Below are 24,242 nucleotides of genomic sequence, written 5' to 3'. Positions count from 1 at the left end.
TTATTTCTTCCCTGCGTTGAACAGTTTCAGCAGGGCGGGACCGTACAGGTTCTCCATCGCGCCGCAAAACAGGATGATCAAGCCCTGGATGAACACCAGCGTCTCGACCGGGATGGCGGGCTTCTGGAACGACAGTTCGCCGGCGCCCTGGATCAGCGCGCCGAACAGCACGCTCGAGAGGAAAATGCCGACCGGGTGCTGGCGGCCCATCAGCGCCACCGCAATGCCGATAAAGCCGGCGCCGGCCGGGAAGTTGAGCGACAGGTAGTGGGTCGAGCCCATGATCGAGTTGACCGCGCCCAGGCCCGCCAGCGCGCCCGAGAGCAGCATGGCGACGATGATCATGGTGCTGATCGAGACGCCCGCATAATGGGCGGCGTTGGCGTTCAAGCCCGTGGCGCGCAGCTTGTAGCCCCATGGCGAGCGCCACACCACCACGCCGTACACCGCCAGCGCTGCAATGGCGAGCAAAAAGGCGATGTTGAGCGGCGCGTCGGCCAGGTCGCTGATCCATTGCGACAGGCGCGGCAAGGCGCCTGCTTCGGCAAATTCGCGCGTGGCGGTGTTTTGCGAGCCGGCCGGAATCAGTTTGATGATCGCAAAATTCATCAGGCTGGCGGCGATAAAGTTGAACATGATGGTGGTGACCACCACGTGGCTGCCGCGCTTGGCCTGCAGGTAGCCGGGCAAAAATGCCCACAGCGCACCGAACAGGGCGCTGGCGCCAATTGCCAGGGGGATGAGTAGCAGGGCAGGCAGGCGCTCGTCGAGCGTGAGCATGGCGGCCGTCAGCCCCAGGCCGCCGATATACATCTGGCCTTCGCTGCCGATGTTGAACAGGCCGGCCTTCATCGCAATCGACACCGACAAGCCGGTAAAGATGAAGGTGGTCGCGTAAAACAGGGTGTAGCCCAGGTTGGCCATGGTGAGCACCGAGCCTTCGATCAGGATCTTGAGCGACTCGATCGGGCTTTCGCCGAGCAGGCGGATCACCAGCGCGGCCACCAGCAAGGCTGTCAGCAGGTTTAGCAGGGGCATGGCGACGGCAGTCGCCCAGCGTGGCAGTTCGGTCGTTTTCATGCCGATCGTTTTCATGACGGTTTTTTTCATGATCTATGCATCCCGCCCATCAGCAAACCGATGCGGGTGGTGTCGAAGTCTTCAATATTAAGTTCGCCGGTAATGCGTCCGCCCGACATGACGACGATGCGGTCGGCCAGCGCCCGCACTTCCTCCAGTTCGACCGACACCAGCAAGATGGCCACGCCTTCGTCGCGCATGCGCAACAGCTGGGTGTGGATGCTTTCAATGGTGCCGATGTCGACCCCGCGCGTGGGCTGCCCGACCAGCATCAGCTTTGGCTTGGCCGACACTTCGCGCGCGATCACCACCTTTTGCTGGTTGCCGCCCGAGAGCAGGCCAATGCGCAGGTTCGGGTTATTCGGGCGCACGTCGAACGCTTGCAGCAGGTGCGCGCAGCGCGCCGCGATGGCCTTGAAGTCGAACAGGCCGCTCTTGCCCTTGACTTCGCCCCGGTCCTGGTAGCCGAACACAGTGTTTTCCATGACCGTGAAATCCTTGATCACGCCGTCGCGCAGCCGGTCTTCCGGCACGTGGCCGATGCCCAGCTCGCGAAACCGCGCCGGCAAGCCGTCCGCTTCGCGCCGCCGTCCGAACGGCAGCAGTTTGCCAAGCAGCGACACCTTGCCGGCGCTGGGCACGCGCATGCCGGACAAAATTTCCAGCAGCTGGCTCTGGCCGTTGCCCGATACGCCGGCAATGGCCACGATTTCGCCCGCGCGCAGCGTCAGGTCGATGTCGGCCAGCAGGCGCACGCCGCTCTGGTCGGTCAGTTGCAAGCCTTCGACCTGCAGCACCGGCGCGCCCGGCTTGAACGGTGCGCGCGGCAGCACGCTTTCAATCGGGCGCCCGACCATCATGTTGGCCAGTTCTTCTTTCGAGGTGGCGGCGGTGCGCACCGCGCCGGCCACGCGCCCGCCGCGCATGACGGTCACTTCGTCGGTAATGTCCATGATCTCGCCCAGCTTGTGGGTGATCAGGATGATGGTTTTTCCCTGCTCCTTGAACAGGCGCAGGATGTCGAACAGCGACGCCGTTTCCTGCGCTGTGAGCACCGCGGTGGGCTCGTCGAGGATCAGGATATTGGCGCTGCGGTAGATCTGCTTGAGGATTTCCACGCGCTGCTGGGCGCCCACCGACAGCTCTTCGATCACAGCCAGCGGGTCGACGTCGAGCCGGTAGCGCTGGCAGATCTCGCGCAGCGTCGCTTCGACCTTGCTGCGGTTTTGCTTGAGCCAAAAGGCGCCTTCCGAACCGAGCATGACGTTGTCGAGCACGGTCATATTATCGACCAGCATGAAGTGCTGGTGCACCATGCCGATGCCCATCTCGATGGCTGCGTGGCTGGTGCGGATCTGGCACGCCTTGCCATCGATGGCGATCTGGCCACTGTCGGCCTGGTAGTAGCCGTACAGGATGCTCATCAGGGTCGACTTGCCGGCCCCGTTCTCGCCGATCACGCCATGGATCGAGCCCTTGGCAATCGAAAAGCTGACGTCGGCGTTCGCCTGCACCGCCCCGAAGGCTTTGCAAATTTTGCGAAATTCTACAGCTGGCTGCATAAGTGGACCATGGTGGATCATTGGATAATTTCAAAAGCGCGCCGGACCGGGGGAACCGGCGCGGCGCGCTTTTGTCGGCGACGAAAAAATCAGACCGGGCAGGTACTGGTGGTGCGGTAGTCGTGCACCTTGATTTTGCCGTTGATGATGTTGGTCTTCGCTTCGTTGACCTTCTTTTCCACCTCGGGCGAGACCACCTTGCGGTTGTCCTTGTCGACGACCCAGTCCACGCCGCCTTCTTTCAAGCCCTTGTAGGTGACGCCGGCTTTCCAGGTGCCGTTTTTCATTTGCATGAACGAGTCGTAGATCGCCGTGTCCACATGCTTGACCATCGAGGTCAGCATGGTGCCCGGGTGGATGTAGTTCTGGTTGGAGTCCACGCCAATGGCCAGCTTGCCTTTTTCCTTGGCCGTTTGCAGCGTGCCCATGCCGCTGCCGCCGGCCACGGCAAACACCACGTCCACGCCGCGGTCAAATTGGGCGCGCGCCAGCTCAGCACCCTTGGCCGGATTGTTCCAGGCCGCGCTGGTGGTGCCGACCATGTTGCTGAAGTTTTCAGTCTTCGGGTTGGCCGCCTTGGCGCCCTGGGCGTAGCCGCAATTGAAGGTGCGGATCAGGGGAATGTCCATCCCGCCCACAAAGCCGATCTTCTTGGTCTTGGACGACAGGGCCGCAGCCACGCCGACCAGGTAAGAGCCTTCTTCTTCCCTGAACAGGACCGAATTGACATTGTCGCCCTTGGCGATCGAGTCGATCAATACAAAATGGACTTTTGGAAACTCCTTGGCGACCTTTTGCACGGCCTGGGTCTGCGAAAAGCCGATCGCTGCAATCAGGTCCATCTGCTTGCGCGCCAGGTTGCGCAGCATTTGCTCGGCCTGGGTGTCGCTCGACGCCTGCGCTTCCATGTAGGCGATGCCGGTTTCCTTCTTGAAGCGCTCGGCGCCTTCAAAAGCGGACTGGTTGAATGACTTGTCGAATTTGCCGCCCGCGTCGTACACGATCGCCAGCTTTGGAGTGGCCGCACTGGCGCCTGCTGCGACGCACAGCGCCGCGATCGTGACAGTCAATTGCGTGAGTTGCTTAAGTTTCATCTGTAACTCCTGGGGGAATATCAATATTGTACCCGGCACACCAGCCGCATTGGTGTTGCACGTTGCATTTGCACGTTGCATTTGCGTAATCTATGCAAGCAACGCGAGCAAACTGGCGTGGGCTTGCTCGAATTGTGTCAGGCCTTTGCACAAGAGGTCGTTACCAATTGTATCGAGATCGATGCCATGCCGGCCCAGTTGCAGCAAGACGGCCTGGGCTTCCTGCTCCCCTTCGGCCAACGACAAGCGTGCTTCGCCATGGTCGCGAAAAGCGGCCAGCGTGGCGTCGGGCACGGTGTTGACGGTGGCGCCCCCGATCAGTTCTTCGACATATGCCACGTCGCGCATGGCCGGGTCCTTGGTGCCGGTGCTGGCCCACAGCAGCCATTGCGGCGTGGCGCCGAATGCGGCAAACACGGCAAAGCTGCTGTCGGCGCAAAAGTCGCGGTAGGCCAGGCGCGCGGCGGCAATCGCGGCGCGGCCTTTCAGGTGCGCGGCGCCGGCCGGCAGCAGCGCATCGACGGCGGCGTCAACCCGGCTGATGAACACGCTCGCCACGCTGGCGATGCGCTGCACCGACAGTCTCGCTTCCAGGCGCCGGGCCAGGCCGCGCCGGTGTGCGGCGCGCACGGCGGCCAGCTGGCGCGGCCCGAAGATCAGTGTGACGTTGACGTTGATGCCGGCAAAAATGACCTCTTCCAGCGCGGCGATGCCGGCTTCGGTGGCTGGAATCTTGATCATTGCGTTGGGACGGTCGATGGCGGCCCACAGGCGCGCGCTGTCGGCCACGGTGCCGGCGGCGTCGTGCGCCAGGCGCGGCGCCACTTCAAAGCTGACAAAGCCGGACTTGCCATCGCTTTCGGCATACAGCGGCGCGAACAGGTCGCAGGCGCGCTGCACATCGGGCAACACCAGCGCTTCAAAGCGCGCGTCAAGGTTGTCGAAGGCCAGGCGCAAGGCGGGCAGTGCCGCCTGGTAGGCCGGATCGCTGCGGATCGCATTGTAGAAAATGGAAGGATTCGAGGTCACCCCTTGCACGCCGTCGTCGCGGATCCAGGCGGCCAGCGCGCCGGAAGACACCAGCTCATGGCTCAGGTTATCGAGCCAGACTTGCTGGCCCAGTGCGGCAACCGCCTTGAGGCGGCTGGTAAAAGCGCTGGTTTCGGTCATTGCGAAGTTTCCTGGCGGCGAATCGTGTCGTATGGTTGCAACAGGTGCTGCGCTGGCCGACAAATGTTTTTCTCACTAGACATACCTAAACGAGCATTATCGGCGCCATGCCAAATGGTGCATGAATCGCCATGGTGCCCGGCGCCGGGCGGATTGCGCCATAGGCGGGGCAGGGAGGGCGGCAGCGCAGCTTCAGAACTATGCACCAGTGCCAATATGTATGGCAAATACGATTTTAGTTCGCCATTTATATAATCAAAATATAAATGAAGTGGGGAAGTTCATGATTTCCGAGCATTTCTTTTCATGCTAGGATGCCCACTACCTTTTGACGAACAAAAGGTAATTTGGCTATAGATGACGGGCTGATTGATCAACCAAAGTTGGACCACGTAAAGGTTATCGCATGACACACAAGAGCAGGCACTTCGCACACCGTTCGCTGATCGCCTTGGCAATCGCCGGCGCCTTTCCACTGCACACAGCAATGGCGCAAGACACCCAGCCCGTGGCCAACGTCAAAGGCCAGCTCGAAACGGTCATCGTGACTGCCCAGCGCCGCTCCGAGAACATCAAGGACGTGCCGATGGCAATCACCGCGATCAAGGGCGACAGGCTCGACGTGCTGACCTCCGGTGGCCAGGACATCCGTTTCCTGTCCGGCCGCGCGCCAAGCCTCGTGGTCGAGTCCGACTACGGCCGTTCGTTCCCGCGCTTTTACATCCGCGGCCAGGGTAATACCGATTTCGACCTGAACGCGTCGCAACCAGTGGGCCTGGTGGTGGACGACATTGTCCAGGAAAGCCCGATGCTCAAGGGTTTCCCGGTCTTTGACGTCGACCAGGTAGAAGTGCTGCGCGGCCCGCAAGGCACGCTGTTCGGGCGCAACTCGCCGGCCGGCGTGATCAAGTTCGATTCGGCCAAGCCGGTGATCGGCAAGACCGAAGGCTACGGCAGCGTCGGCTTTGGCAACTACGGCGCGTTCAATGTCGAGGGCGCCTACAACCTGCCCATCAGCGACACCATAGCAGCGCGCATTTCGCTGCAGTCGCAAAACCGCGACGACCGCGTCACCAACACGCGCAAGAGCGCGCCGACCCAGGAATTTGAAGGCTACAACGACCACGCCGCGCGCCTGCAATTGCTGGTCAAGCCGAGCCGGGATTTCAGCGCCCTATTCAATGTGCACGCGCGCGACATGAAGGGCAGCGCGATGCTGTTTCGTGCCAACATCATGAAGAAAGGCACCAACGACCTGGTCGACGGCTTCGACTACGATTCCTATTCGACCGACGGCGGCAATGAGCAGTGGCTCAAGACCAAGGGCGCCAGCGCGCGCCTGCGCTGGGATTTTGACGGCTTGACGCTGCATTCGATCACCGGCTATGAAACTGCCGACTTTTACAGCCGTGGTGACGTCGACGGCGGCTATGGCTGCAGCTTCTGCCAGATTCCGCAATCCGGGCCTGGCTTTAACCCGTTCTCCGTCGAGACGGCCGACTTGCTGCCAAAGCATAACCAATACACGCAGGAATTCCGTCTGGAGTCCAGCACGAAGGGGCCGCTGCAGTGGATTGCCGGCCTGTTTTACTTCTCTGAAGAAATGCAGATCGATAGCATCGGCTTCGATTCGCTCGCCGCGGGCAACCCGCAAAGCCCGAAATACTCCAGCCAGTACCAGTCCACCAAGTCGTACGCCGCTTTCGGCTCCCTGAATTACACGGCAACGGAGCGCCTGAAGCTGCGCGCTGGCCTGCGTTACACCAACGACAGCAAGGACTTCTCCGCAGACCGCGTGGAGTCGCCCAAGTCGACCCACGAAGTGATCACCCGTGATTCGCATAATGTCAGCGGCGACCTGGCGGCGACCTTTGAACTGAACAAGGACACCAATCTGTTCGCGCGCCTGGCGACCGGTTACCGCGCCCCGAGCATTCAGGGCCGCCTGTTCGCCATTGGCGACAAGGCATCGATTGCCGATGCCGAGAAAGCGGTATCGATCGAGGCCGGCATCAAGCAGGATCTGTTCGACCGCCGCGCGCGCATTTCGGCCAGCGTGTTCAAGTATGAAGTCAAGGACAAGCAGCTGACCGCCGGTTCGGGAACAGTGAACATGAATCTGCTGAAAAACGCCGACAAGGTAACCGGCCAGGGCGCGGAAATCGACTTCCAGGCGATCCTGTCCGATTCGCTGCGCATGACGCTCGGCGGCAGCTACAACGACACCGAGATCAAGGATGGTTCGCTGTTCGTGCAAACCTGCGGCAATGCCACCAACAATCCGGCCACCGGCTGCACCGTCAACGATACGCTCGGCCCGTTCGCCGGTACCGCCTACATCAACGGCAACCCGCTGCCGCGCGCACCCAAGTGGCAGGGCAACTTCACGCTACGCTACAGCGTGCCGGTGGCCAGTGGCGAATTATATGCGTACACCGACTGGGCGTATCGCAGCACCTACAATATGTTCCTGTACACGGCCGCCGAATACAAGGCCAAGTCCTTGCTCGAAGGGGGGCTGCGTGTCGGCTACAAGTGGGAAAACTATGAGGTCGCCGCCTTTGCCCGCAACATCACCAATGAAGTGCAGACCGTGGCCGCGATCGAGTTTGTCAACCTGACCGGCATGGTCAACGAGCCGCGCACGCTGGGGGTGCAGTTGAAGGCGACGTTCTAAGTCGCAGCGGTTTCGCTGGTGCCCCGCATGCCGCAAGGTGTGCGGGGTTTTTCTTTTGCCCCGTCCAATCTACATGGGCCGAAACCGCCATGCATAGGCCTGGCTTGCCTTGAGTGTGTCGGCATGCCCGCGCAAGCCGATGACGATGCGGCCCATCTCGTCGCGCTGCACTTTTTCGATCGCCGCCGCGCGCACGATCACGCCGCGGTGCACCTGCCAGAACTGGTCGGGATCGAGCCCTTCGACCAGTTCCCGGATCGGTTTGCGCACATGCGCTTCGTCGCCGGCGGTCACCACGCGCGTGTACTTTTCCTCGGACTGGAAGAAAATCACATCGTCGATGGGAATGACCTTGATGGTGTCGCCCACGCTGGCGCTGATCCAGCGGATCCGCTGCACATTGCCGCCGGCGCGCATGCGGCGGTCAAGTTCGGCCATCATTTCTTCCATGTCGGGCGCCGGCTGGGCCAGGCGCGCGCGCTCGCGCAGCCGGTCGATGGTTTGCAGCAGGCGTGCACGCACCACCGGCTTGAGCAGATAGTCGATGGCGCCGGCCGAAAAGGCGTCGAAGGCGTGGCTGTCGTGGGCGGTGACGAACACAACGCGGCAGCGTCCGGCCGCTGCCTTGGCCACGTCAAGCCCGCTCAGGGCCGGCATGCGGATGTCGAGAAAGGCGATGTCGGGCTGGTGCCGGTAGATCGCTTCGAGCGCGTCGGTGCCGTGTTCGCACTCGGCCACGATCTCCAGCGCCGGCCAGACTTCGGCCAGCAGGCGGCGCAGCGCGCTGCGCGGCAGTTCTTCATCGTCGGCGATGATCGCAGTTGGCATGGTTTCCCTGGTCAGTGTTCGAAGGAGAGCGGCAGGCGCAGGATAGCGGCTACGCCGCCGCCGGGCAAGGCCTTGAGCGTCAGGCTGGCGCGCTGGCCAAAGTAGTTGCGCAGCCGTTCGTGGATATTCGCCAGGCCCAGTCCATCGCCGCTTGCAGCGTCGCCGAAGCCGACGCCATCGTCGCCAACGTTGATCTCAAGCTCCGGCGCACTGTCGCTGCCCGCGCGGCGCGCTGCAACACTGATGTGCGCGGGGCCGATCTTTGGTTCGACGCCATGCTTGACGGCGTTTTCGACCAGCGAGATAAGCATCAACGGCGTCACCAGCGTCGCGTCCAGTCCTGCTTCGGCCCGCACCGAAAACTGCAGGCGCGCCATCCGCTCATGCATCAGCGCCAGGTAGCAGCGCGCCATGTGCAGTTGGCTGTCCAGCGTGACCGTGGTGTTGGCCGCTTCGTCGCGCATCTGGGGAATCGCAGAACGCAGGAAGGCTACCATGTGATCGACGATGTGGGCTGCGCGCTGCGGATCGGTGTCGATCGCGGAGCGGATGCTGGCCAGCGTGTTGAACAAAAAGTGGGGCTCGACCTGTGCGGCCAGCACCGACAGGCGCAGTTCGGCGGTGCTGCGGTCTGCGCGCGCGCGTTCGAGTTCCTTTTTTTGCAGCACGTCGACCAGGCGCCCGCGCTGGCGCAGATAGGTGGAGAGGTCGACCAGGCCGCCGAGCCAGCACACCAGCAGGAAAACGCCGCACGTGAGAATGGCCACGGCGAGTATGCCGATCTGGCGCGATACCAGCCCTTGTGCAGGACTGGCCGGCACCGCAACGGCCGCGGCCAGGCGCGCGCTGGCCGCGCTCAGGCGCTTGAAGGCGGCATCCTGGCGCGCCGTCATGGGCGTGTCGGGAATGCCGCTGCCGATGAGCGCGCCGACCCGCTCATTGTTCAGCCGAATCTTGTCGCGCGCGTGCCGGTACGCTGTTTCAATGGCAGCCTTGCGCGCCGGCGTGGCGGCAAGGACGCCGGTGTCAATCTTTTCCATATCGGCGTAGGCCTGCTCGTCGGCCGGCGTCCAGTCCATGCCCATCGTCGGCTGCGGCTTGCTCGCGACGGGCGCGGCGGCGTTGGTGGCCTTGTACTCGGCCAGCGCGGCCTTGAGTTCTTCCGTTTCTGCGCGCGCGGCCGGATGCTGCCAATAGGTACGTGCCTGGCCGTCTTCAAGCTGCACGCTGATCCTGAGGCGCGGCACGAACCTGGCAACCACCACACCGTTCGCCTGGTCGCGTTGCGGCTGTTCATAGCGCGTCGCGAGATAGGCGAAGAAAGCGGCGCTCAGCGCCATGCCAAGCAGGATGACGGCGAGAAGCGCTGCCGTTTCAAAGCGCTGCAGGGCGCGCCGGCGCACCAGCACCGCCAGCCCCGGCCCGGTCAGGCACAGCGTCAGCATGGGCAGCAGGAACACGGCCATCACGTAGCCCGCGTTGCTCCAGTCGATCTGCGTGGCGCCTTGAAACACCAGCGGCGCGCCGATCAGCGCGCCCAGGATCAGCTAAGCGATGCAGCCGCCGGCGACCAGCGCGCGGCTGCGGTACTGCCACCAGCGGTGGCTGAAAATCGGAAAGCTGCGCGCGCGGCTGAACCAGCCGCTGGTCAACGATACTTCGGGCGGCAGCAGGTCGGTAGCGGGTGGGCGCGTATCGCATGAGAATGCTGGCATGGCGGAACCTTGGAGGGGGTGAGTGAAGACTGCAGCGTATGTTACCAAGCTGGTGTTGCGGCAGCGCTGCGACGACATAGGCCGCCGGCGGGATCGGCGGGGCATTTTGGAGGATGAACGCAAACATCTTGCCTGGATTGGCCGCGTGGCGTATTGTCAGCCTTCCGTTTCCACCAGTCTGGGAGAGCACGTGACGAGTTTTCGCACCAATACCGATCGTTTGCTGGAAGTGACGCTGCAAGACGAAAAAGTTCTCGCCATTGCCGGCGCCATGGTCGCCTATACCGGCGCCATCAAGTTTGAAAAATCGCTGCTCGGCGGCGAAGGTTTTTTTGGCGCCTTGAAACGCAAGGTCACCTCCGAAGGCATGCAGGTAATGCAGGCTTCCGGCACCGGCACCGTGTTCTTTGCGCAGAACGCGGCCGAAATCACGGTCATCGAATTGACGGGCGAAAAGCTCACCATCGAAAGCAGCAGCCTGCTTGCCTACGACACCACGCTCACCACCGGCACCAGCTTCGCCGGCCTGCGCGGCGCCGCCTCGGGCCAGGGCCTGTTCAGCACCACGGTGGAAGGCAAAGGGCACATCGCCATTATCTCGACCGGCAACCTGATCATGCTCGAAGTAGCACCCGACACGCCGCTGCGCGTGGACCCGGACGCCTTTGTCGGCTTCAAGGGCGACATTCGGCAGGAGTTCGTGTTCGACGTGAACTGGAGAACCATGGTCGGGCAAAGTTCGGGCGAATCGTACCAGCATAAATTTACCGGTACCGGCGTCGTCTTCATTCAACCCGCGGAACGCTAGGAGCGCACGATGCCTGTCTACCAGCAGATCAATGAAAAAATGGTCGAAGTCCAGCTCACCAACGAAGAAGTCTTCGCCCGCAAAGGCGCGATGATTTCCTACCAGGGCGACGTCAGCTTCAGCCGCTCCTTCCTCGCCGGGCAGGGAGTACAAAGCATGGCCATGCGCGCAGTAACCAACGAAGGCTACGCGCTGATGGTCGCCAAGGGCAGCGGCAAGGTGTATTACGCCCACAACGGCCTGTTTGCGACCATTGTCCCGGTGCGCAATGAAACCTTTTACGTCGAGAGCGACGCGCTGCTCGCCTTCGACGCGCGCCTTACCGCCGGCACCATGTTCCTCGGTAACCAGGGTGGCGTTTCCGGCGTGCTGCGCGGGGCGGTATCGGGCCAGGGGCTGTTTACGACCACGCTGCGCGGCACGGGCGACGTGGCCATTCTTTCGGACGGCAATTGCATCGGCCTGCCGGTCAGCGACAGCGTCCCCGTGTTCGTCGATCCGCAAGCTTACATTGGCCACACCGGCGAACTTGCATCGAGCATCGTCACGGATCTGAACTGGAAGACCTTTGTAGGCCAGGCTTCGGGCGAGTCGTACCAGATCAAATTTTCCGGCCGCGGCACCGTGTACATCCAAGCGAGCGAGAGGTAAACCATGACGACCTACAACCCCGGCACATTGCCCAAGAACGATAACCTGAACCGCTTCGCGTTCGTGATCGACGTGAACGACCAGATGTTCATCCGCAAGGGCAAGATGATTGCCTTTTACGGAGGCCTGCAATTTGAAGCGATGGGTTCCAGCATCCTCGAGATGGTGGTGCGGCATGCCTTCAACGCGCCCAAGTACGTCCACCATTTCGTCGTTGTGCAAGGCAAGGGCCAGCTGATCTTGGGCGACAACGGCAACGACCTGGCCTGCTACGACCTGGACGCGGCCAACATGACGATCCGCGCCAAGAACCTGCTCGCGTTTTCCAAGGACGTCGTGTGCCAGGAGTCGACCCAGCCTGGCTTTGTGACGATGATCGGCACCGGCAAGGTGATTGCGTCGTCCAATGGGCCGGTGCACTTCCTTGACCTGCCGTGCCGGGTTGATTCGCAGGCCGTGCTGGGGTGGGCCGATTGCCCGACGCCGTCGTACCGCTACGACTACGAGTATGTGAACGGCTTTGTTTCGGCCGTCGGCGCCTTGAGCGGGTTCACGCTGTCGGGCGAGGAAAAGCAGATGGATTTTACCGGCGCCGGGACGGTGCTGGTGCAGTCGTCGGAGATGTCATTGAACGATGAGTCGTCGGCGCTGGGGCAGGTCATCTCGCAGCTGTCACTGCTGTCGCCGTCGGAGCTGGGCACCGTGAGTGCCATGGCGCAGGCGCAGGCCAAGGGTAGCCGGTAGGTGCAAGAGGTGATGCCCCGGGCGGCACCTGGCGGAATGCGGGCGTTGCCCTTTTCCGCCATGAGCCGCCTATAACGCGTTCGGGTTGAGAATATTCAGAAACGCCCGTACCACCGGCGCGTCGTCCTGTGTGGTGTAGGTGATATACAAATTGGCCGACGGCGGATCGGTTTTGATCGGCAAAAAAATCACGCCCGGCCAGCCGATCCTGCTGGTCGTCTCGGGCATCAAGGCCACACCCAGGCCCGCGCCCACCATCGCCAGCAGCGTCTGCGGCTCCGACGCTTCCTGGAAAATGGCAGGTTGAAAACCCGCCTTCACGCAACACTGGATCAGGTAGCGGGGAAACGCGGACTTGTCCAGCGCCAGCGTGAGCATCGGCTCGTCGCGAATGTCGGTCAGCTCAATAGACGGCAGTGTGGCCAGCCGATGGTGCTCGTTGACCGCCACGCACACGTTCTCGCGAAAGCACAATTCCTGCCGCAGGTGATCGTTCTTGAGGTCGTCCTCGTCAAGCTTGGGCTCGCGCCAGAAGCCGACGTCGATCTGCTTGGCGCGCAGCGCTTCGTACTGCACGTTGGGGCCCGACTCGTGCAACGTCCAGGTCACGCTCGGATACTTGGTCTGGAATTGCTCCAGCAGGCTGGGAATCGGCCCCCACATCGCCGAGCCGACAATGCCCACCCGCAGCCGGCCCACTTCGCCGCGGTCGATCTGGCGGATGGTGTCAATCGTCATGCGCATCCTGGCCAGCATGTCGGCCGCTTCCCCCATCAAGGCCTTGCCGGCCACCGTCAGCTCGAACGTTCGGGTGGTGCGCGCGAACAGGCGCACGCCAAGTTCACTTTCAAGCTTCATGATCTGCTGGCTCAGCGGCGGCTGCGAGATGTGCAGGCGCTCCGCCGCGCGGCTGAAGCTCTTTTCTTCAGCCACCGCAAGGAAGTACTTGAGCTGTTTCAGGTCAATGGACATTAAGCGCTTATGGAATTATCAGATCGGTTTCATGCCCGGCAGGTCGCGCATGGCCACTGCCAGCTGCGCGCCGACCAGTGCGTTGTGCTTGACCAGGGCGATGTTGGTCGCCAGGCTGCGTCCCTCGGTCAGTTCCTTGATGCGCGCGAGCAGGAACGGCGTGACGGCCTTGCCCTTGACGCCGCCGTTCTGCGCCTCGCACAGCGCCTGTTCGGTAAAGCGGTCGATCTCTTGCTTCTCCATGGCGAACAGTTCCGGCACCGGATTGGCGATCACGACGCCGCCCTGCAGGCCAAGTTGCCACTTGGTCCGGATGAAGGAGGCCTGTTCGAGCGCGGTGTCGAGCTGGAAGTCGGCCGCAAAGCCACTGTCGCGCGTAAAAAAGGCGGGAAAGCCCGGCTGCCCGACGCTGACCACCGGTACCCCGTGGGTTTCGAGGTATTCGAGCGTGAGGCCAATGTCGAGGATCGACTTGACGCCGGCGCATACCACGGCCACATTGGTCTGGGCCAGCTCCTGCAGGTCGGCCGAGATGTCGAAGCTGGTTTCGGCGCCGCGGTGCACGCCGCCGATGCCGCCGGTGACGAACACCTGGATGCCGGCCAGCTGCGCGCAGATCATGGTGGCCGCCACGGTGGTCGCGCCCAGGCGGCGGGTGGAGAGCACGAACGGCAGGTCGCGCCGGCTGACCTTCATGGCGTCGGGCGCGGTGGCCAGCAGTTCGAGCTGTTCGGCGGTGAGACCAATGCAGACTTTGCCGTCGATGATGGCGATCGTGGCCGGCACGGCGCCGGCGTCGCGGATCACCTGTTCGACTTCATGGGCCATCGTCATGTTCTGCGGGTAGGGCATGCCGTGCGAAATGATGGTCGACTCGAGCGCCACGATTGGTTTGCCGGCGGTGCGGGCGGCGGCCACTTCGGGCGAAAACAACAGAAACTGATGCTGTAGCATGGCTAGTCCTGATAGAGAGCGTTGAACGTCTGCAAAGCGCCCGGGGCGCTGTCAAAATTATGAATCTCCGACAGGATGTCGGCACTCAGGTATGGACATACCGTTTCTTCGCATTCGAGCGTCATGGCCGACAGGCGCAGGCCGCGCCGGCAGGCCAGCAGCAGGTCGTCGCTGCCGTGAAACAGGGACCAGCATACGGCGGCCGAAAACGCGTCGCCCGCACCGGTGACGTCGACAATGTGGGCGTCCGGAGCGTCCAGGTGGGCGATGCCATCTGGCGTAGTGTAGACCACTCCGGTGCCGCCGCGCGTAACAATGACGTCCTGCGCGCCTTGCGACTGCACCAGACGGCACGCGGCCAGCAGTTCGGCTTCGGTCTTGAGCGGGTGACCCACGCGCGTCTCGAGCTCGCCCTGGTTCAAGATCAACAGGCGCAGGCCGCGCAAGTCTTTCGGCAGGCGCGCCATTTTCGGCTGCGAGACGGCCACGATCACCAGCGGGATGGCGTCGCGCGTGGCGTCTTCAAGCAGCAGGCGCAAGGTGTCCAGCGGCAGGTTCATGTCGGCCACGGTCAGCGCGCCGACGGTGCGCTGCGGCTGGCGCGTGGCCAGAAACTCGGGCGTGAGCGAGTCGTACAGGGCCATGTCGGCCAGCGCCACCATCATTTCGCCATGGTCGTCCAGCACCGCTGTGTAGGTGCCGGTGCAGATGCCCTGCAGCTTGAGCGTGCCGCGCGTGTCGATCCCGGCCGACTCGGCGTGATCGATCAAGGCTTTGCCGGACGTGTCGTCGCCGATCACGGTGATCAGGGACACCGGCGCGGCCAGGCGCGCGAGGTTTTCGGCGATGTTGCGCGCCACGCCGCCAAAAGATTCGTCCTGGCGCGCGGGGTTCGAGGTGCCCATCTTGATGGTCGCGTGCGAGCGCAGTTTGCGGTCCAGATTAGCGGCGCCCAGGCAGACGATGGGCCGGTTATCCGGCAGGACATAGGCGCGGCCGAGCAGGCGCCGGTCGCGGATCAGGCCGGCGATGTAACCTGCCACCGCAGAGCGCGACAGACGCAGCTGTACGGCGAGATCCTGCTGCGAAATGAAGGGATTAGCTCGGATGAGCTCGTACAACTGGTCTTTTTTGGAAAGTTCGGTCACAGTGGGCATTCCAGTTAAACAATTGTTTTTGATGTTAGACAGTTGTCTTAATCGTGTCAATCAATCATTAACTTTCGCTATTGTAATTGTCGGAAGTGGTGTTGCCTACTTCCAACAAGATTTCTACGTGATTTATATTTTTTGCCTATAAATTGGCAAGAAAAATGGTATTTGCCATACATATAGGCCCTCATGCATAGTTATAATACTTAGCAAGTGACAGCAATGTGCCCTCCATGCTGCCGTCGACCCATCATTGAGACCAACAAGGAAAACCGTCATGTCGAACAACACCCCATTTGAAGCCGCCGATATCATCCGTGCGCGCAAGCCAGGTTTTGCACCGCGCGTGGCGATGATCCTTGGCTCCGGCCTGGGCGTGCTGGCCGAGCAGATGCAAGACGCGGTCACGATCGGCTTCGACGAACTGCCTGGTTTTCCGATCAGCACCGTGCATGGCCACGCCGGCGAACTGGTGATGGGCACCCTGTCGGGCGTGCAGGTGGTGTGCATGAAGGGCCGCGGTCACTTTTATGAGGGCTACGGCATGGGCGTGATGACCAGCGCCGTGCGCACGCTCAAGCTGCTCGGCTGCGAGATGCTGTTTGTGACCAATGCCGCCGGCTCGCTGCGCGCCGACGTCGATGCGGGCAGCCTGGTGGCGATCACCGACCATATCAACTGGCTGCCCGGCACGCCGATGATCGGCGCCAACGACGAGCGCTTCGGTCCGCGTTTTTTCAGCATGGCCAACGCCTACGACAGCGACATTCGCAAGCAAGTACTGGCCACCGCAGTTGAAAACGACATCACGCTGCACGAAGGCGTGTTCATTGCCTACCCGGGCCCCAATTTTGAAACCGCCGCCGAAATTCGCATGATGGCGATTCTGGGCGCGGACGTGGTCGGCATGTCGGTCGTGCCCGAAGTCGTCTCGGCGCGCCACTGCGGCCTGAAGGTCACCTGCGTGTCGGTGATCACCAACCTGGCCGAAGGCATGTCGCCGTTCCCGCTGTCGCACGAGCAGACCCTGAAGTACGCCGCCATCGGCGCCAAGGGCCTGGTCACGCTGATCCTCGCGTTCTTGAAGCGCGTGTCGGAGCAGCCGCCGGCCGCCAAGTAAGCCCCGTACAATCACCTTTTATAGCGAGCCGACCATGTCCCGCGCATTCATCCTGCTGCTTGATTCCTTCGGCCTGGGCGCCACGCCCGATGCCGCATCCTTTGGCGATGAAGGCGCCAACACCTTCGGCCACATTGCCAGCTGGGCTGCGGCGCAGGGCAAGCCGATGGACCTGCCGAACCTTGAAAAGCTCGGCCTTGGCGCCGCCGCCCACCTGGCCAGCGGCGAATGGTCCGCAGGCTTTGCCCGGCGCGATGGTTTTACCGGCGTCTACGGCGCGGCGCGCGAGCGCTCCACCGGCAAGGACACCCAGAGCGGCCACTGGGAAATCGCCGGCGTGCCCGTCACCTTCGATTGGGGCTACTTCCCGCGCGAGGTGCCATCGATTCCCGCCGCGATCACCGATGTGCTGCAACAGCAGTTCGAGCTGCCTGGCTTTCTGGGCAACTGCCACGCCTCGGGCACGGAAATCATCAACCAGCACGGCGACGAGCATGTCGCCAGCGGCAAGGTCATTTTGTACACTTCGGGCGACTCGGTGATGCAGATCGCCGCGCACGAAGAGCACTTCGGTCTTGAGCGCCTGTACGCGCTGTGCGAGGCCGCGTTCGAACTGGTCAAGCCGTACAACATCGGACGCGTAATCGCGCGTCCTTTCACGGGCGAAAACGGCAACTACAAGCGCACCAGCAACCGCCACGACTACGCCGTGCCGCCGCCAAGCGCCACGCTGCTCGACCATGTCAAGGATGCGGGCGGCGAAGTGGTCGCCCTGGGCAAGATCAGCGATATTTTCGCCACCAAGGGCGTCTCGCGCGTGGTCAAGGGCGTCGACAACATGGCGCTGTTCGACGCGCTGCTCAATGTGACCGATGAAGTGGGCGACAAGTCGCTCACGTTCGTCAACTTCGTCGACTTCGACCAGGCCTTTGGCCACCGCCGCGACATCGCCGGCTACGCCAACGCGCTGCACGAGCTGGACGCGCGCCTGCCGCAATTCATGGCCAAGCTCAAGGCTGGCGACCTGGTCGTCATCACCGCCGACCATGGCTGCGACCCAAGCTGGCCGGGGTCGGACCACACACGCGAGCACATTCCGATGATTTTCTTCGGACCTGGCGTCGCGCCGCGCGCGCTGCCGGTGTCCGACACGTTTTCCGATATCGGCGCCACCTTGGCCAAGCATCTCGGCGTCCCACCACTTTCGAATGGAACCAGCCTGTTATGAGTCACGACTTTGGATTCAAGCGCAATGAAGCCATGCCTCTGGACCTGGGCTGGGTCAACCAGATCAAGGTCAACCGCAACGCCGCCGACCGCCGCGCCGCCAGTCTGGCCAACCGCCGCACGGTCAAGAAGGAATACCAGGCCGCATGGCTGATCAAGGCGCTGCAATGCATCGACCTGACCACGCTGGGCGGGGACGACACCCCGGGCCGCGTCGAGCGCCTGTGCATGAAGGCCATGCGCCCGCTGCGCGCTGACCTCATGGAGGCGCTCGGCGTATCGAACCTGACCACGGGCGCTGTCTGCGTATACCACGAAATGATCGCGCCGGCCGCAAAAATCCTGAACGGCCGCTTGCCGATCGCCGCCGTGTCCACCGCCTTTCCGGCCGGCCTGTCGAGCATGGAAACCAAGGTGCGCGAGATTGAACTGTCGGTCGCCGCCGGCGCCACCGAAATCGACATCGTCATCACGCGCCAGCACGTGTTGACCGGTAACTGGCAGGCGCTGTACGACGAAATGCTCGCTTACCGCCTGGCGTGCGGCCAAGCGCACGTCAAAGCAATTCTCGCCACGGGCGATCTGCTCACGCTCGAAAACGTGGCCAAGGCCTCGTGGGTGTGCATGATGGCCGGCTCCGACTTCATCAAGACCTCGACCGGCAAGGAAGGCGTGAACGCCACCATTCCCGTGGCCCTGACGATGGTGCGGGCGATTCGCGAATACCACGAGCAGACGGGCTTTCAGATCGGCTTCAAGCCCGCCGGCGGCGTGGCAACCGCGAAGAGCGCGCTGCAGTACCTGACGCTGATGAAAGAAGAACTGGGACGCGACTGGCTGGAACCGCACCTGTTCCGGATTGGCGCATCGAGCCTGCTGACCGACATCGAGCGCCAGCTCGAACACTACGTCACCGGGAACTACTCGGCCAACCATCGCCACGCGCAACCATAGTTATCACACTCAGGTAATCAAACTCAGCATCGGATTCGTCATGCCAACAATTAACGAGATTCTTCAGACTATGGACTACGGCCCTGCACCCGAGAGCACCAAGGAAGCGCAAGCATGGCTAGCCCAGCGCGCCGGCCGCTTTGGCCTGTTCATCGACAATGCCTGGACCGGTGCCGCCGACACCTTTGCCTCGACCAATCCGGCCGACGGCAAGGAACTGGCGCAAATCACGCAGGCCACGGGCGAGGACGTCGACCGGGCAGTGGCCGCGGCGCGCCGCGCGCAGCCGGGCTGGGTGGCGCTGGGCGGCCATGGCCGCGCGCGCGTGCTCTATGCGCTGGCCCGCCTGCTGCAAAAGCACGCGCGCCTGTTCGCCGTCATCGAAACGCTGGACAACGGCAAGACGATCCGCGAAACGCGCGACGCCGACCTGCCGCTGGCCGCGCGCCACTTCTATCATCACGCCGGCTGGGCGCAACTGATGGCCGAAGAATTTGCCGACTACCGCGCCGTGGGCGTGGTAGGGCAGATCGTTCCCTGGAATTTTCCGCTGCTGATGCTGGCCTGGAAAATCGCCCCGGCACTGGCCGCCGGTAACACGGTGGTCTTCAAGCCGGCCGAATTCACGTCGCTCTCCGCGCTGCTGTTCGCCGAAATTTGCCAGCAGGCCGGCGTGCCGGCGGGCGTGGTCAATATCGTTACCGGCGACGGACGCGTGGGCGAAGCGATGGTCAACCATCCGGGCATCGACAAGCTCGCCTTTACCGGCTCGACTGAAGTGGGGCGCCTGATTCGCAAGGCCACTGCGGGCAGCGGCAAGAAGCTCTCGTTGGAACTAGGCGGCAAGTCGCCCTTCATCGTCTTTGAAGACGCGGACCTAGACGCCGCCGTCGAGGGCCTGGTCGACTCGATCTGGTTCAACCAGGGGCAGGTATGCTGCGCCGGTTCGCGCCTGCTGGTGCAAGAATCGATCGAAGAGCGTTTCCTGGCCAAGCTGCGCACCCGCATGGACAACCTGCGCCTGGGCTCCCCGCTTGAAAAGTCGATGGACATCGGCGCCTTGGTCGATCCGGTCCAGCGCCAGCGCATTGAAGCGCTGGTTGAATCGGCCCGGCTCGAGGGTTGCACCATCTACCAGCCGGCCTGCGAAATCCCCGCTGCCGGGTCGTGGTTTGCGCCCACCTTGATCACTGGCGCATCGACCTCGGCCGGCATCGCCCAGACCGAAATCTTTGGACCGGTGCTGGTCGCAATGAGTTTCCGTACCCCGGTTGAAGCCATCCAGCTGGCCAACAACACGGTCTACGGCCTGGCCGCTTGCGTGTGGTCAGAGTCGATCAGCCTGGCGCTGGACGTGGCGCCGCAGATCAAGGCCGGCGTTGTATGGATCAATACCGCAAACCAGTTCGACGCCGCATGTGGATTTGGCGGCTATCGCGAGTCCGGCTTTGGCCGCGAAGGCGGCAAGGAAGGCATGTATGAATACATGACGCCGTTGTCGGAAGACGCGCGTCCTGCGCTGCCATTGATTGAAGCCAAGGGCCAAGTCAAGGCTAGCGGGGCGGGCGACGTGTTTGGCATTGATCGCACGGCCAAGCTGTACATCGGCGGCAAGCAGGCGCGCCCGGACGGCGCCTACAGCCGCGCGATCACCGGCGCCAATGGCGCTTTTCTGGCCGATGTAGGCGAGGGCAATCGCAAGGACATTCGCAATGCGGTAGAAGCGGCGCACAAGGCGTCCGGCTGGGCCAAGGCGACCTCGCACAACCGCGCGCAGGTGCTGTATTACATCGCCGAGAACCTGGCGATCCGGGCCGACGAATTTGCCGCGCGTCTAACCGCGATGACGGGTGCAAAAGACCCGATGAAGGAAGTGCAGGCGTCGATCGAGCGCCTGTTCTACTACGCTGCGTGGGCCGACAAGTATGACGGCCTGGCGCACCAGCCGCCGATGCATGGCATTACCGTGGCGCTGAACGAACCGGTGGGCGTGATCGGGATCATTTGCCCGAACGAGTCGCCGCTGCTGGGCTTCATTTCGCTGGTGGCGCCGGCGCTGGCGCTGGGCAACCGCGTGGTGGCGGTGCCGTCGGAAGCGTATCCACTGGCGGCGACGGACCTGTACCAGGTGCTCGATACCTCGGACTTGCCGGGTGGAGCGCTCAATATCGTGACCGGGTCGGCTGACGAACTGGCTAAAACGCTGGCGTCGCATTCGGATGTGGATGCGGTGTGGCGGCATGATGGCTCGCTGGAAGGCTGCGCGGAAGTTGAGCGCTTGTCGTCCACGTCGCTCAAGCGCACCTGGGTGGGCGGAGGCAAGGGGCGCGACTGGTACGACACCAGGCAGTCGGGCGGGCGCGCGGTGCTGGCGCATGCGAGCCAGGTTAAGAATGTCTGGATCCCTTACGGGGTTTGAGCCAATACATAGCTTGGCGGATTGCGCTGCGCTTATCCGCCCTACGGTAGCGGTATCGGTATATCGTGGGGGGGATAAGCGGAACGCGCAATCCGCCATTGCTCGCATACACAAGAAGCAAACCGGAGTCACCATGTTTTTAACCCAAGAAATCATCCGCAAAAAGCGCGACGGCGGCGCCTTGAGCGCAGAAGAAATCCAGTTTTTTGTCCGCGGCATCACTGACAACAGCGTCACCGAAGGCCAGATCGCCGCACTGGCGATGGCCGTCTTTTTTAACGACATGAACATGGACGAACGCGTCGCCTTTACGCTGGCCATGCGCGACTCCGGCCAGGTCATGGAATGGAAGTCGCTCAATCTGCCCGGCCCGGTCGTCGACAAGCACTCCACCGGTGGGGTGGGCGACGTGGTCTCGCTGATGCTCGGACCCATGATCGCTGCCTGCGGCGGTTTTGTGCCGATGATTTCGGGCCGCGGCCTGGGCCACACCGGCGGCACGCTCGACAAGTTCGACGCCATCCCCGGCTACTGCACCGTGCCCGATCCTGAACTGTTTCGCACCGTCGTCAAGGATGTGGGCGTGGCCATCATCGGCCAGACGGCGCAACTGGCGCCGTCCGACAAGCGCTTTTACAGCATCCGCGACACCACCGCCACGGTCGAATCGGTGGCCATGATCACCGGCTCGATCCTGTCGAAGAAGCTCTCCGCCGGCCTGGACGCGCTGGTGATGGACGTCAAAGTGGGCAGCGGCGCCTTCATGCCAAGCTACGACAAATCGGTCGAGCTGGCTGAAAGCATTGTGGCCGTCGGTAACGGTGCCGGCACCCATACCTCGGCCCTGCTGACCGAAATGAACGAGTCGCTCGGCCCGGTCGCCGGCAACGCTCTTGAAGTGCGCCTGGCGATGGATTACCTGACCGGCCGTTCGCGCCCGGCGCGCCTGCACGAAGTGACGATGGCGCTGTGCGCCGAGATGCTCATTCTTGGCAAACTGGCCGCCAACGAGACCGAGGCGCGCGCAAAACTGCAGACGGGCCTGGATTCTGGCGAAGCGGCCGAGCGCTTCTCGCGCATGGTGGCAGCGCTTGGCGGCCCGGCCGACCTGGTCGAGCGTCCCGACGCCTACCTGGAAAAGGCGCCGATCATTGTGCCGGTACCGGCACTGCAAGCCGGCTTTGCCACTTCAACCGATTGCCGCGGCCTTGGTCTGGCGGTGGTCAGCCTCGGGGGCGGGCGCCGCCGTCCGCAAGACGCGATCGACTTCGCCGTGGGCCTTACCGGCCTGGCGGAACTGGGCGACCAGATCGCCGTTGGCCAGCCGCTGGCCATGGTCCACGCGCGCACCCAGGCGTCTGCCGAACAGGCAGTACGCGAAGTGCAGGCCGCCTACCAGGTAGGCGCCGCGAAGAGCGCGCCGAACCCGGTCATCTACCGTACCATCCGCCCATAACAGGACTGCACAATGAACTACGAAAAACTGATCGCAGAAGCATCTGCCGCGCGCGCGCTGGCCTACACGCCTTACTCCAACTTTCAGGTGGGCGCTGCGCTCGAATGCAAGGATGGCCGTGTGTTTCGCGGCTGTAACGTTGAAAACGCTTCCTACGGCTTGTGCAACTGCGCCGAGCGCACGGCGTTTTTCAGCGCCATCGCGCACGGCTACAAGCCCGGTGACTTTGCGGCGCTGGCCGTGATCGGCGCGACCGATGGCCCCATCGCGCCGTGCGGCGCCTGCCGCCAGGTGATCCTTGAATTGGGCGGCAACGACCTGCCGGTGGTGCTGACCAACCTGCATGGCGACATCCTGGAAACGACGGCGGCGGGGCAGCTTCCCAACGCCTTCGGCGGCTGGGACTTGAAAAAGTAAGTGTTAGCCAGGGCCATTGACATACAGACGGCGGTCGCCATGGCCGCCGCCCAGGCGATCGCCGCCAGGACGCAGGGCACCTATGGTGTCGGCGGGGTGCTGCTCGACCAGCAGGGCAACGTCCTCAAGGCGCTGCAGAACAACGTCGTTTGCGAAGGGCTTATTTTTGACCCCACCGCGCATGGCGAACGCCAGTTGATCGACTGGTATTTTGCCGAGCGCGCGCGCGGGCGCACACTGCCGCCGCCCAACGAAATCACTGTCGTCACCTCGCTCGATCCATGCGCGATGTGCACCGGTGCGCTTCTGACGGCTGGCTTTAACGTGGTGGCGGCCGCCACCGACCCCAAGGCGGGCATCAACTACGACGCCGGCTTTGCCTTCGAGGGCCTGCCCGAGGCGCTGCGCGAACGCGCCGCTGCCCGCTTTTTCTATCCAGCGGTACTCGGTGCATCATGCTTTGCGCGCGACAGCGCCGGCGCCGCGCCCAAGTCCTTCTTCATCGGCAAAACGATCGCCGAACCGACGCAGGCACTGTGTTCGCTTGCCTTTGAGGCGACCGGCGACAAGGTGCAGGCGCTGCTCAACGCCGACCTGCCGCGCGAACAGTTGAAGGACCCGGCGACGCTGGCGCCAAACCACCAGATAATACGCAAACTCAGGATGCTGTATCCGGACGCGCTGGCCTACCGCTGCGCGCCGCACCGGCCAGACGCCCGGCTGGCGGTATTTTTGCGCGCGTCCATGGCGCAAGATGTCGCGCAAGGCGGGCAGGGCGACGCCGTCGCCTTGCTCGACGCGTTCGGCAACCTGCTGCTGTGCGCGCCGGGCCGCCGTTCGCAATCGCAAATCTGCACCGCCTTCATGGAATGCACGCGCCGCTATGCGCAGTTGCGCTATACGCTGATGCAAGGCGCCAGCGAGGCAGCCGTGGCCGAGGTGCGGCGCTACTTGGCCCATCCGCGCGAGGGTACCTTTGTGTTTGCGCGCGGGCCGGACGCGAGCGCGCACAGCGTGATGGACCTGGGCGCCTACGGCTCGACGATGGAAGGCCCGCTGCCGGAGCATAATTTGGCGCAGTTCCAGTATGTGCTGGCGTCGGTGACGGCGAGCGAACTTGCCGCCTTGTGCGCACACATGCCGCCGCTGTACCGGGACATCATCCGCATCAATCCGGTGCAGGTGCTGGACCAGGCGCTGATTGCCGCGCTCACTTAGCCAGTTGCGCCGGAGCGGTTGGCCG

Annotated in this window: 21 protein-coding genes; 11 read left to right on the top strand and 10 right to left on the bottom strand. The window is 63.1% G+C overall.

The genetic code is table 11. From position 1 onward, the window contains the following. From ACP7D4_RS05460 to tal, 4 genes are all read right to left on the bottom strand, one after another. Positions 1–1,110 carry an ABC transporter permease gene (locus ACP7D4_RS05460; RefSeq protein ID WP_426103989.1) on the bottom strand — a complete coding sequence of 370 codons (1,110 nt, stop codon included), beginning with the start codon at positions 1,108–1,110 and terminating at the stop codon, positions 1–3. After that, positions 1,107–2,642, bottom strand: a complete 1,536-nt coding sequence (locus tag ACP7D4_RS05455) for an ABC transporter ATP-binding protein (protein WP_426103988.1) — start codon at positions 2,640–2,642, stop codon at positions 1,107–1,109. The genes ACP7D4_RS05460 and ACP7D4_RS05455 overlap by 4 nt, the downstream gene beginning before the upstream one ends. Positions 2,643–2,731: 89 nt before the next feature. Next, positions 2,732–3,736 carry a BMP family lipoprotein gene (locus ACP7D4_RS05450; protein ID WP_426208056.1) on the bottom strand — a complete coding sequence of 335 codons (1,005 nt, stop codon included), beginning with the start codon at positions 3,734–3,736 and terminating at the stop codon, positions 2,732–2,734. 90 nt (positions 3,737–3,826) lie between these two features. Continuing rightward, complete coding sequence (tal, locus tag ACP7D4_RS05445; RefSeq protein ID WP_426208054.1) at positions 3,827–4,906, bottom strand: transaldolase; 1,080 nt, start codon at positions 4,904–4,906, stop codon at positions 3,827–3,829. Positions 4,907–5,312: 406 nt separating this feature from the next. On the opposite strand from tal, the gene ACP7D4_RS05440 reads away from it, so the two are divergent. Further along, entirely contained in the window at positions 5,313–7,583 is a 2,271-nt protein-coding gene (locus tag ACP7D4_RS05440) for a TonB-dependent receptor (RefSeq protein ID WP_426208052.1), read from the top strand. Between the two features lie 69 nt (positions 7,584–7,652). Here ACP7D4_RS05440 and ACP7D4_RS05435 read toward each other — a convergent pair whose 3' ends face one another. From ACP7D4_RS05435 to ACP7D4_RS05425, 3 genes are read right to left on the bottom strand one after another with little or no spacing between them, the layout of a single operon-like run. Further along, on the bottom strand, positions 7,653–8,411 hold the full coding sequence (locus ACP7D4_RS05435; protein WP_426208050.1) for a LytR/AlgR family response regulator transcription factor: 759 nt from the start codon (positions 8,409–8,411) through the stop codon (positions 7,653–7,655). Between the two features lie 11 nt (positions 8,412–8,422). Continuing rightward, positions 8,423–9,925: a sensor histidine kinase gene (locus tag ACP7D4_RS05430; RefSeq protein WP_426208048.1), complete on the bottom strand. Its 1,503-nt coding sequence runs from the start codon at positions 9,923–9,925 to the stop codon at positions 8,423–8,425. 33 nt (positions 9,926–9,958) lie between these two features. After that, positions 9,959–10,126, bottom strand: coding sequence for a hypothetical protein (locus ACP7D4_RS05425; protein WP_426208046.1), 168 nt, complete (start codon positions 10,124–10,126; stop codon positions 9,959–9,961). 190 nt (positions 10,127–10,316) lie between these two features. Between ACP7D4_RS05425 and ACP7D4_RS05420 the strand changes: the two genes are divergently transcribed. The 3 genes from ACP7D4_RS05420 to ACP7D4_RS05410 are packed head-to-tail and all read left to right on the top strand — an operon-like array spanning position 10,317 to position 12,329. Then, entirely contained in the window at positions 10,317–10,934 is a 618-nt protein-coding gene (locus tag ACP7D4_RS05420; protein ID WP_426208045.1) for an AIM24 family protein, read from the top strand. Positions 10,935–10,943: 9 nt separating this feature from the next. Further along, positions 10,944–11,585 carry an AIM24 family protein gene (locus ACP7D4_RS05415; RefSeq protein ID WP_426208043.1) on the top strand — a complete coding sequence of 214 codons (642 nt, stop codon included), beginning with the start codon at positions 10,944–10,946 and terminating at the stop codon, positions 11,583–11,585. Positions 11,586–11,588: 3 nt separating this feature from the next. After that, positions 11,589–12,329, top strand: a complete 741-nt coding sequence (locus ACP7D4_RS05410; RefSeq protein WP_426103980.1) for an AIM24 family protein — start codon at positions 11,589–11,591, stop codon at positions 12,327–12,329. Positions 12,330–12,398: 69 nt separating this feature from the next. On the opposite strand, the gene ACP7D4_RS05405 is transcribed toward ACP7D4_RS05410, so the two are convergent. The 3 genes from ACP7D4_RS05405 to ACP7D4_RS05395 are packed head-to-tail and all read right to left on the bottom strand — an operon-like array spanning position 12,399 to position 15,403. Further along, a complete protein-coding gene (locus tag ACP7D4_RS05405) occupies positions 12,399–13,301 on the bottom strand; it encodes a LysR family transcriptional regulator (protein ID WP_426208041.1) in 903 nt (300 codons plus the stop codon). A gap of 18 nt (positions 13,302–13,319) precedes the next feature. After that, a complete protein-coding gene (locus tag ACP7D4_RS05400) occupies positions 13,320–14,255 on the bottom strand; it encodes a pseudouridine-5'-phosphate glycosidase (RefSeq protein WP_426103978.1) in 936 nt (311 codons plus the stop codon). Between the two features lie 2 nt (positions 14,256–14,257). Next, positions 14,258–15,403, bottom strand: coding sequence for a carbohydrate kinase (locus ACP7D4_RS05395; RefSeq protein WP_426103977.1), 1,146 nt, complete (start codon positions 15,401–15,403; stop codon positions 14,258–14,260). Between the two features lie 280 nt (positions 15,404–15,683). Between ACP7D4_RS05395 and xapA the strand changes: the two genes are divergently transcribed. The 7 genes from xapA to ACP7D4_RS05360 all read left to right on the top strand — a co-directional run bounded on the left by xapA (position 15,684) and on the right by ACP7D4_RS05360 (position 24,217). Further along, on the top strand, positions 15,684–16,526 hold the full coding sequence (gene xapA, locus ACP7D4_RS05390; RefSeq protein WP_426103976.1) for a xanthosine phosphorylase: 843 nt from the start codon (positions 15,684–15,686) through the stop codon (positions 16,524–16,526). Positions 16,527–16,560: 34 nt separating this feature from the next. Further along, positions 16,561–17,754 (top strand): phosphopentomutase, encoded by a 1,194-nt coding sequence (locus ACP7D4_RS05385; RefSeq protein WP_426208039.1) that lies wholly within the window; start codon positions 16,561–16,563, stop codon positions 17,752–17,754. Beyond that, positions 17,751–18,707 (top strand): deoxyribose-phosphate aldolase, encoded by a 957-nt coding sequence (gene deoC, locus ACP7D4_RS05380; protein WP_426208037.1) that lies wholly within the window; start codon positions 17,751–17,753, stop codon positions 18,705–18,707. The genes ACP7D4_RS05385 and deoC overlap by 4 nt, the downstream gene beginning before the upstream one ends. A gap of 40 nt (positions 18,708–18,747) precedes the next feature. Further along, on the top strand, positions 18,748–21,126 hold the full coding sequence (locus ACP7D4_RS05375) for an aldehyde dehydrogenase family protein (RefSeq protein WP_426208036.1): 2,379 nt from the start codon (positions 18,748–18,750) through the stop codon (positions 21,124–21,126). A 133-nt stretch (positions 21,127–21,259) separates the two neighbouring features. Then, complete coding sequence (gene deoA, locus ACP7D4_RS05370; protein WP_426208034.1) at positions 21,260–22,582, top strand: thymidine phosphorylase; 1,323 nt, start codon at positions 21,260–21,262, stop codon at positions 22,580–22,582. A gap of 12 nt (positions 22,583–22,594) precedes the next feature. Continuing rightward, complete coding sequence (locus ACP7D4_RS05365; protein WP_426103971.1) at positions 22,595–22,999, top strand: cytidine deaminase; 405 nt, start codon at positions 22,595–22,597, stop codon at positions 22,997–22,999. Continuing rightward, positions 23,000–24,217, top strand: a complete 1,218-nt coding sequence (locus ACP7D4_RS05360) for a nucleoside deaminase (protein ID WP_426103970.1) — start codon at positions 23,000–23,002, stop codon at positions 24,215–24,217. The last annotated feature ends 25 nt before the right edge of the window (positions 24,218–24,242 follow it).

The organism is Massilia sp. TWP1-3-3 (assembly GCF_049897805.1).
In the GTDB taxonomy this organism is placed as follows: Bacteria; Pseudomonadota; Gammaproteobacteria; order Burkholderiales; family Burkholderiaceae_D; genus Telluria_A.
Note: the sequence above shows the minus strand (reverse complement) of the source record. Positions and strands in the feature narration are given on the sequence as shown.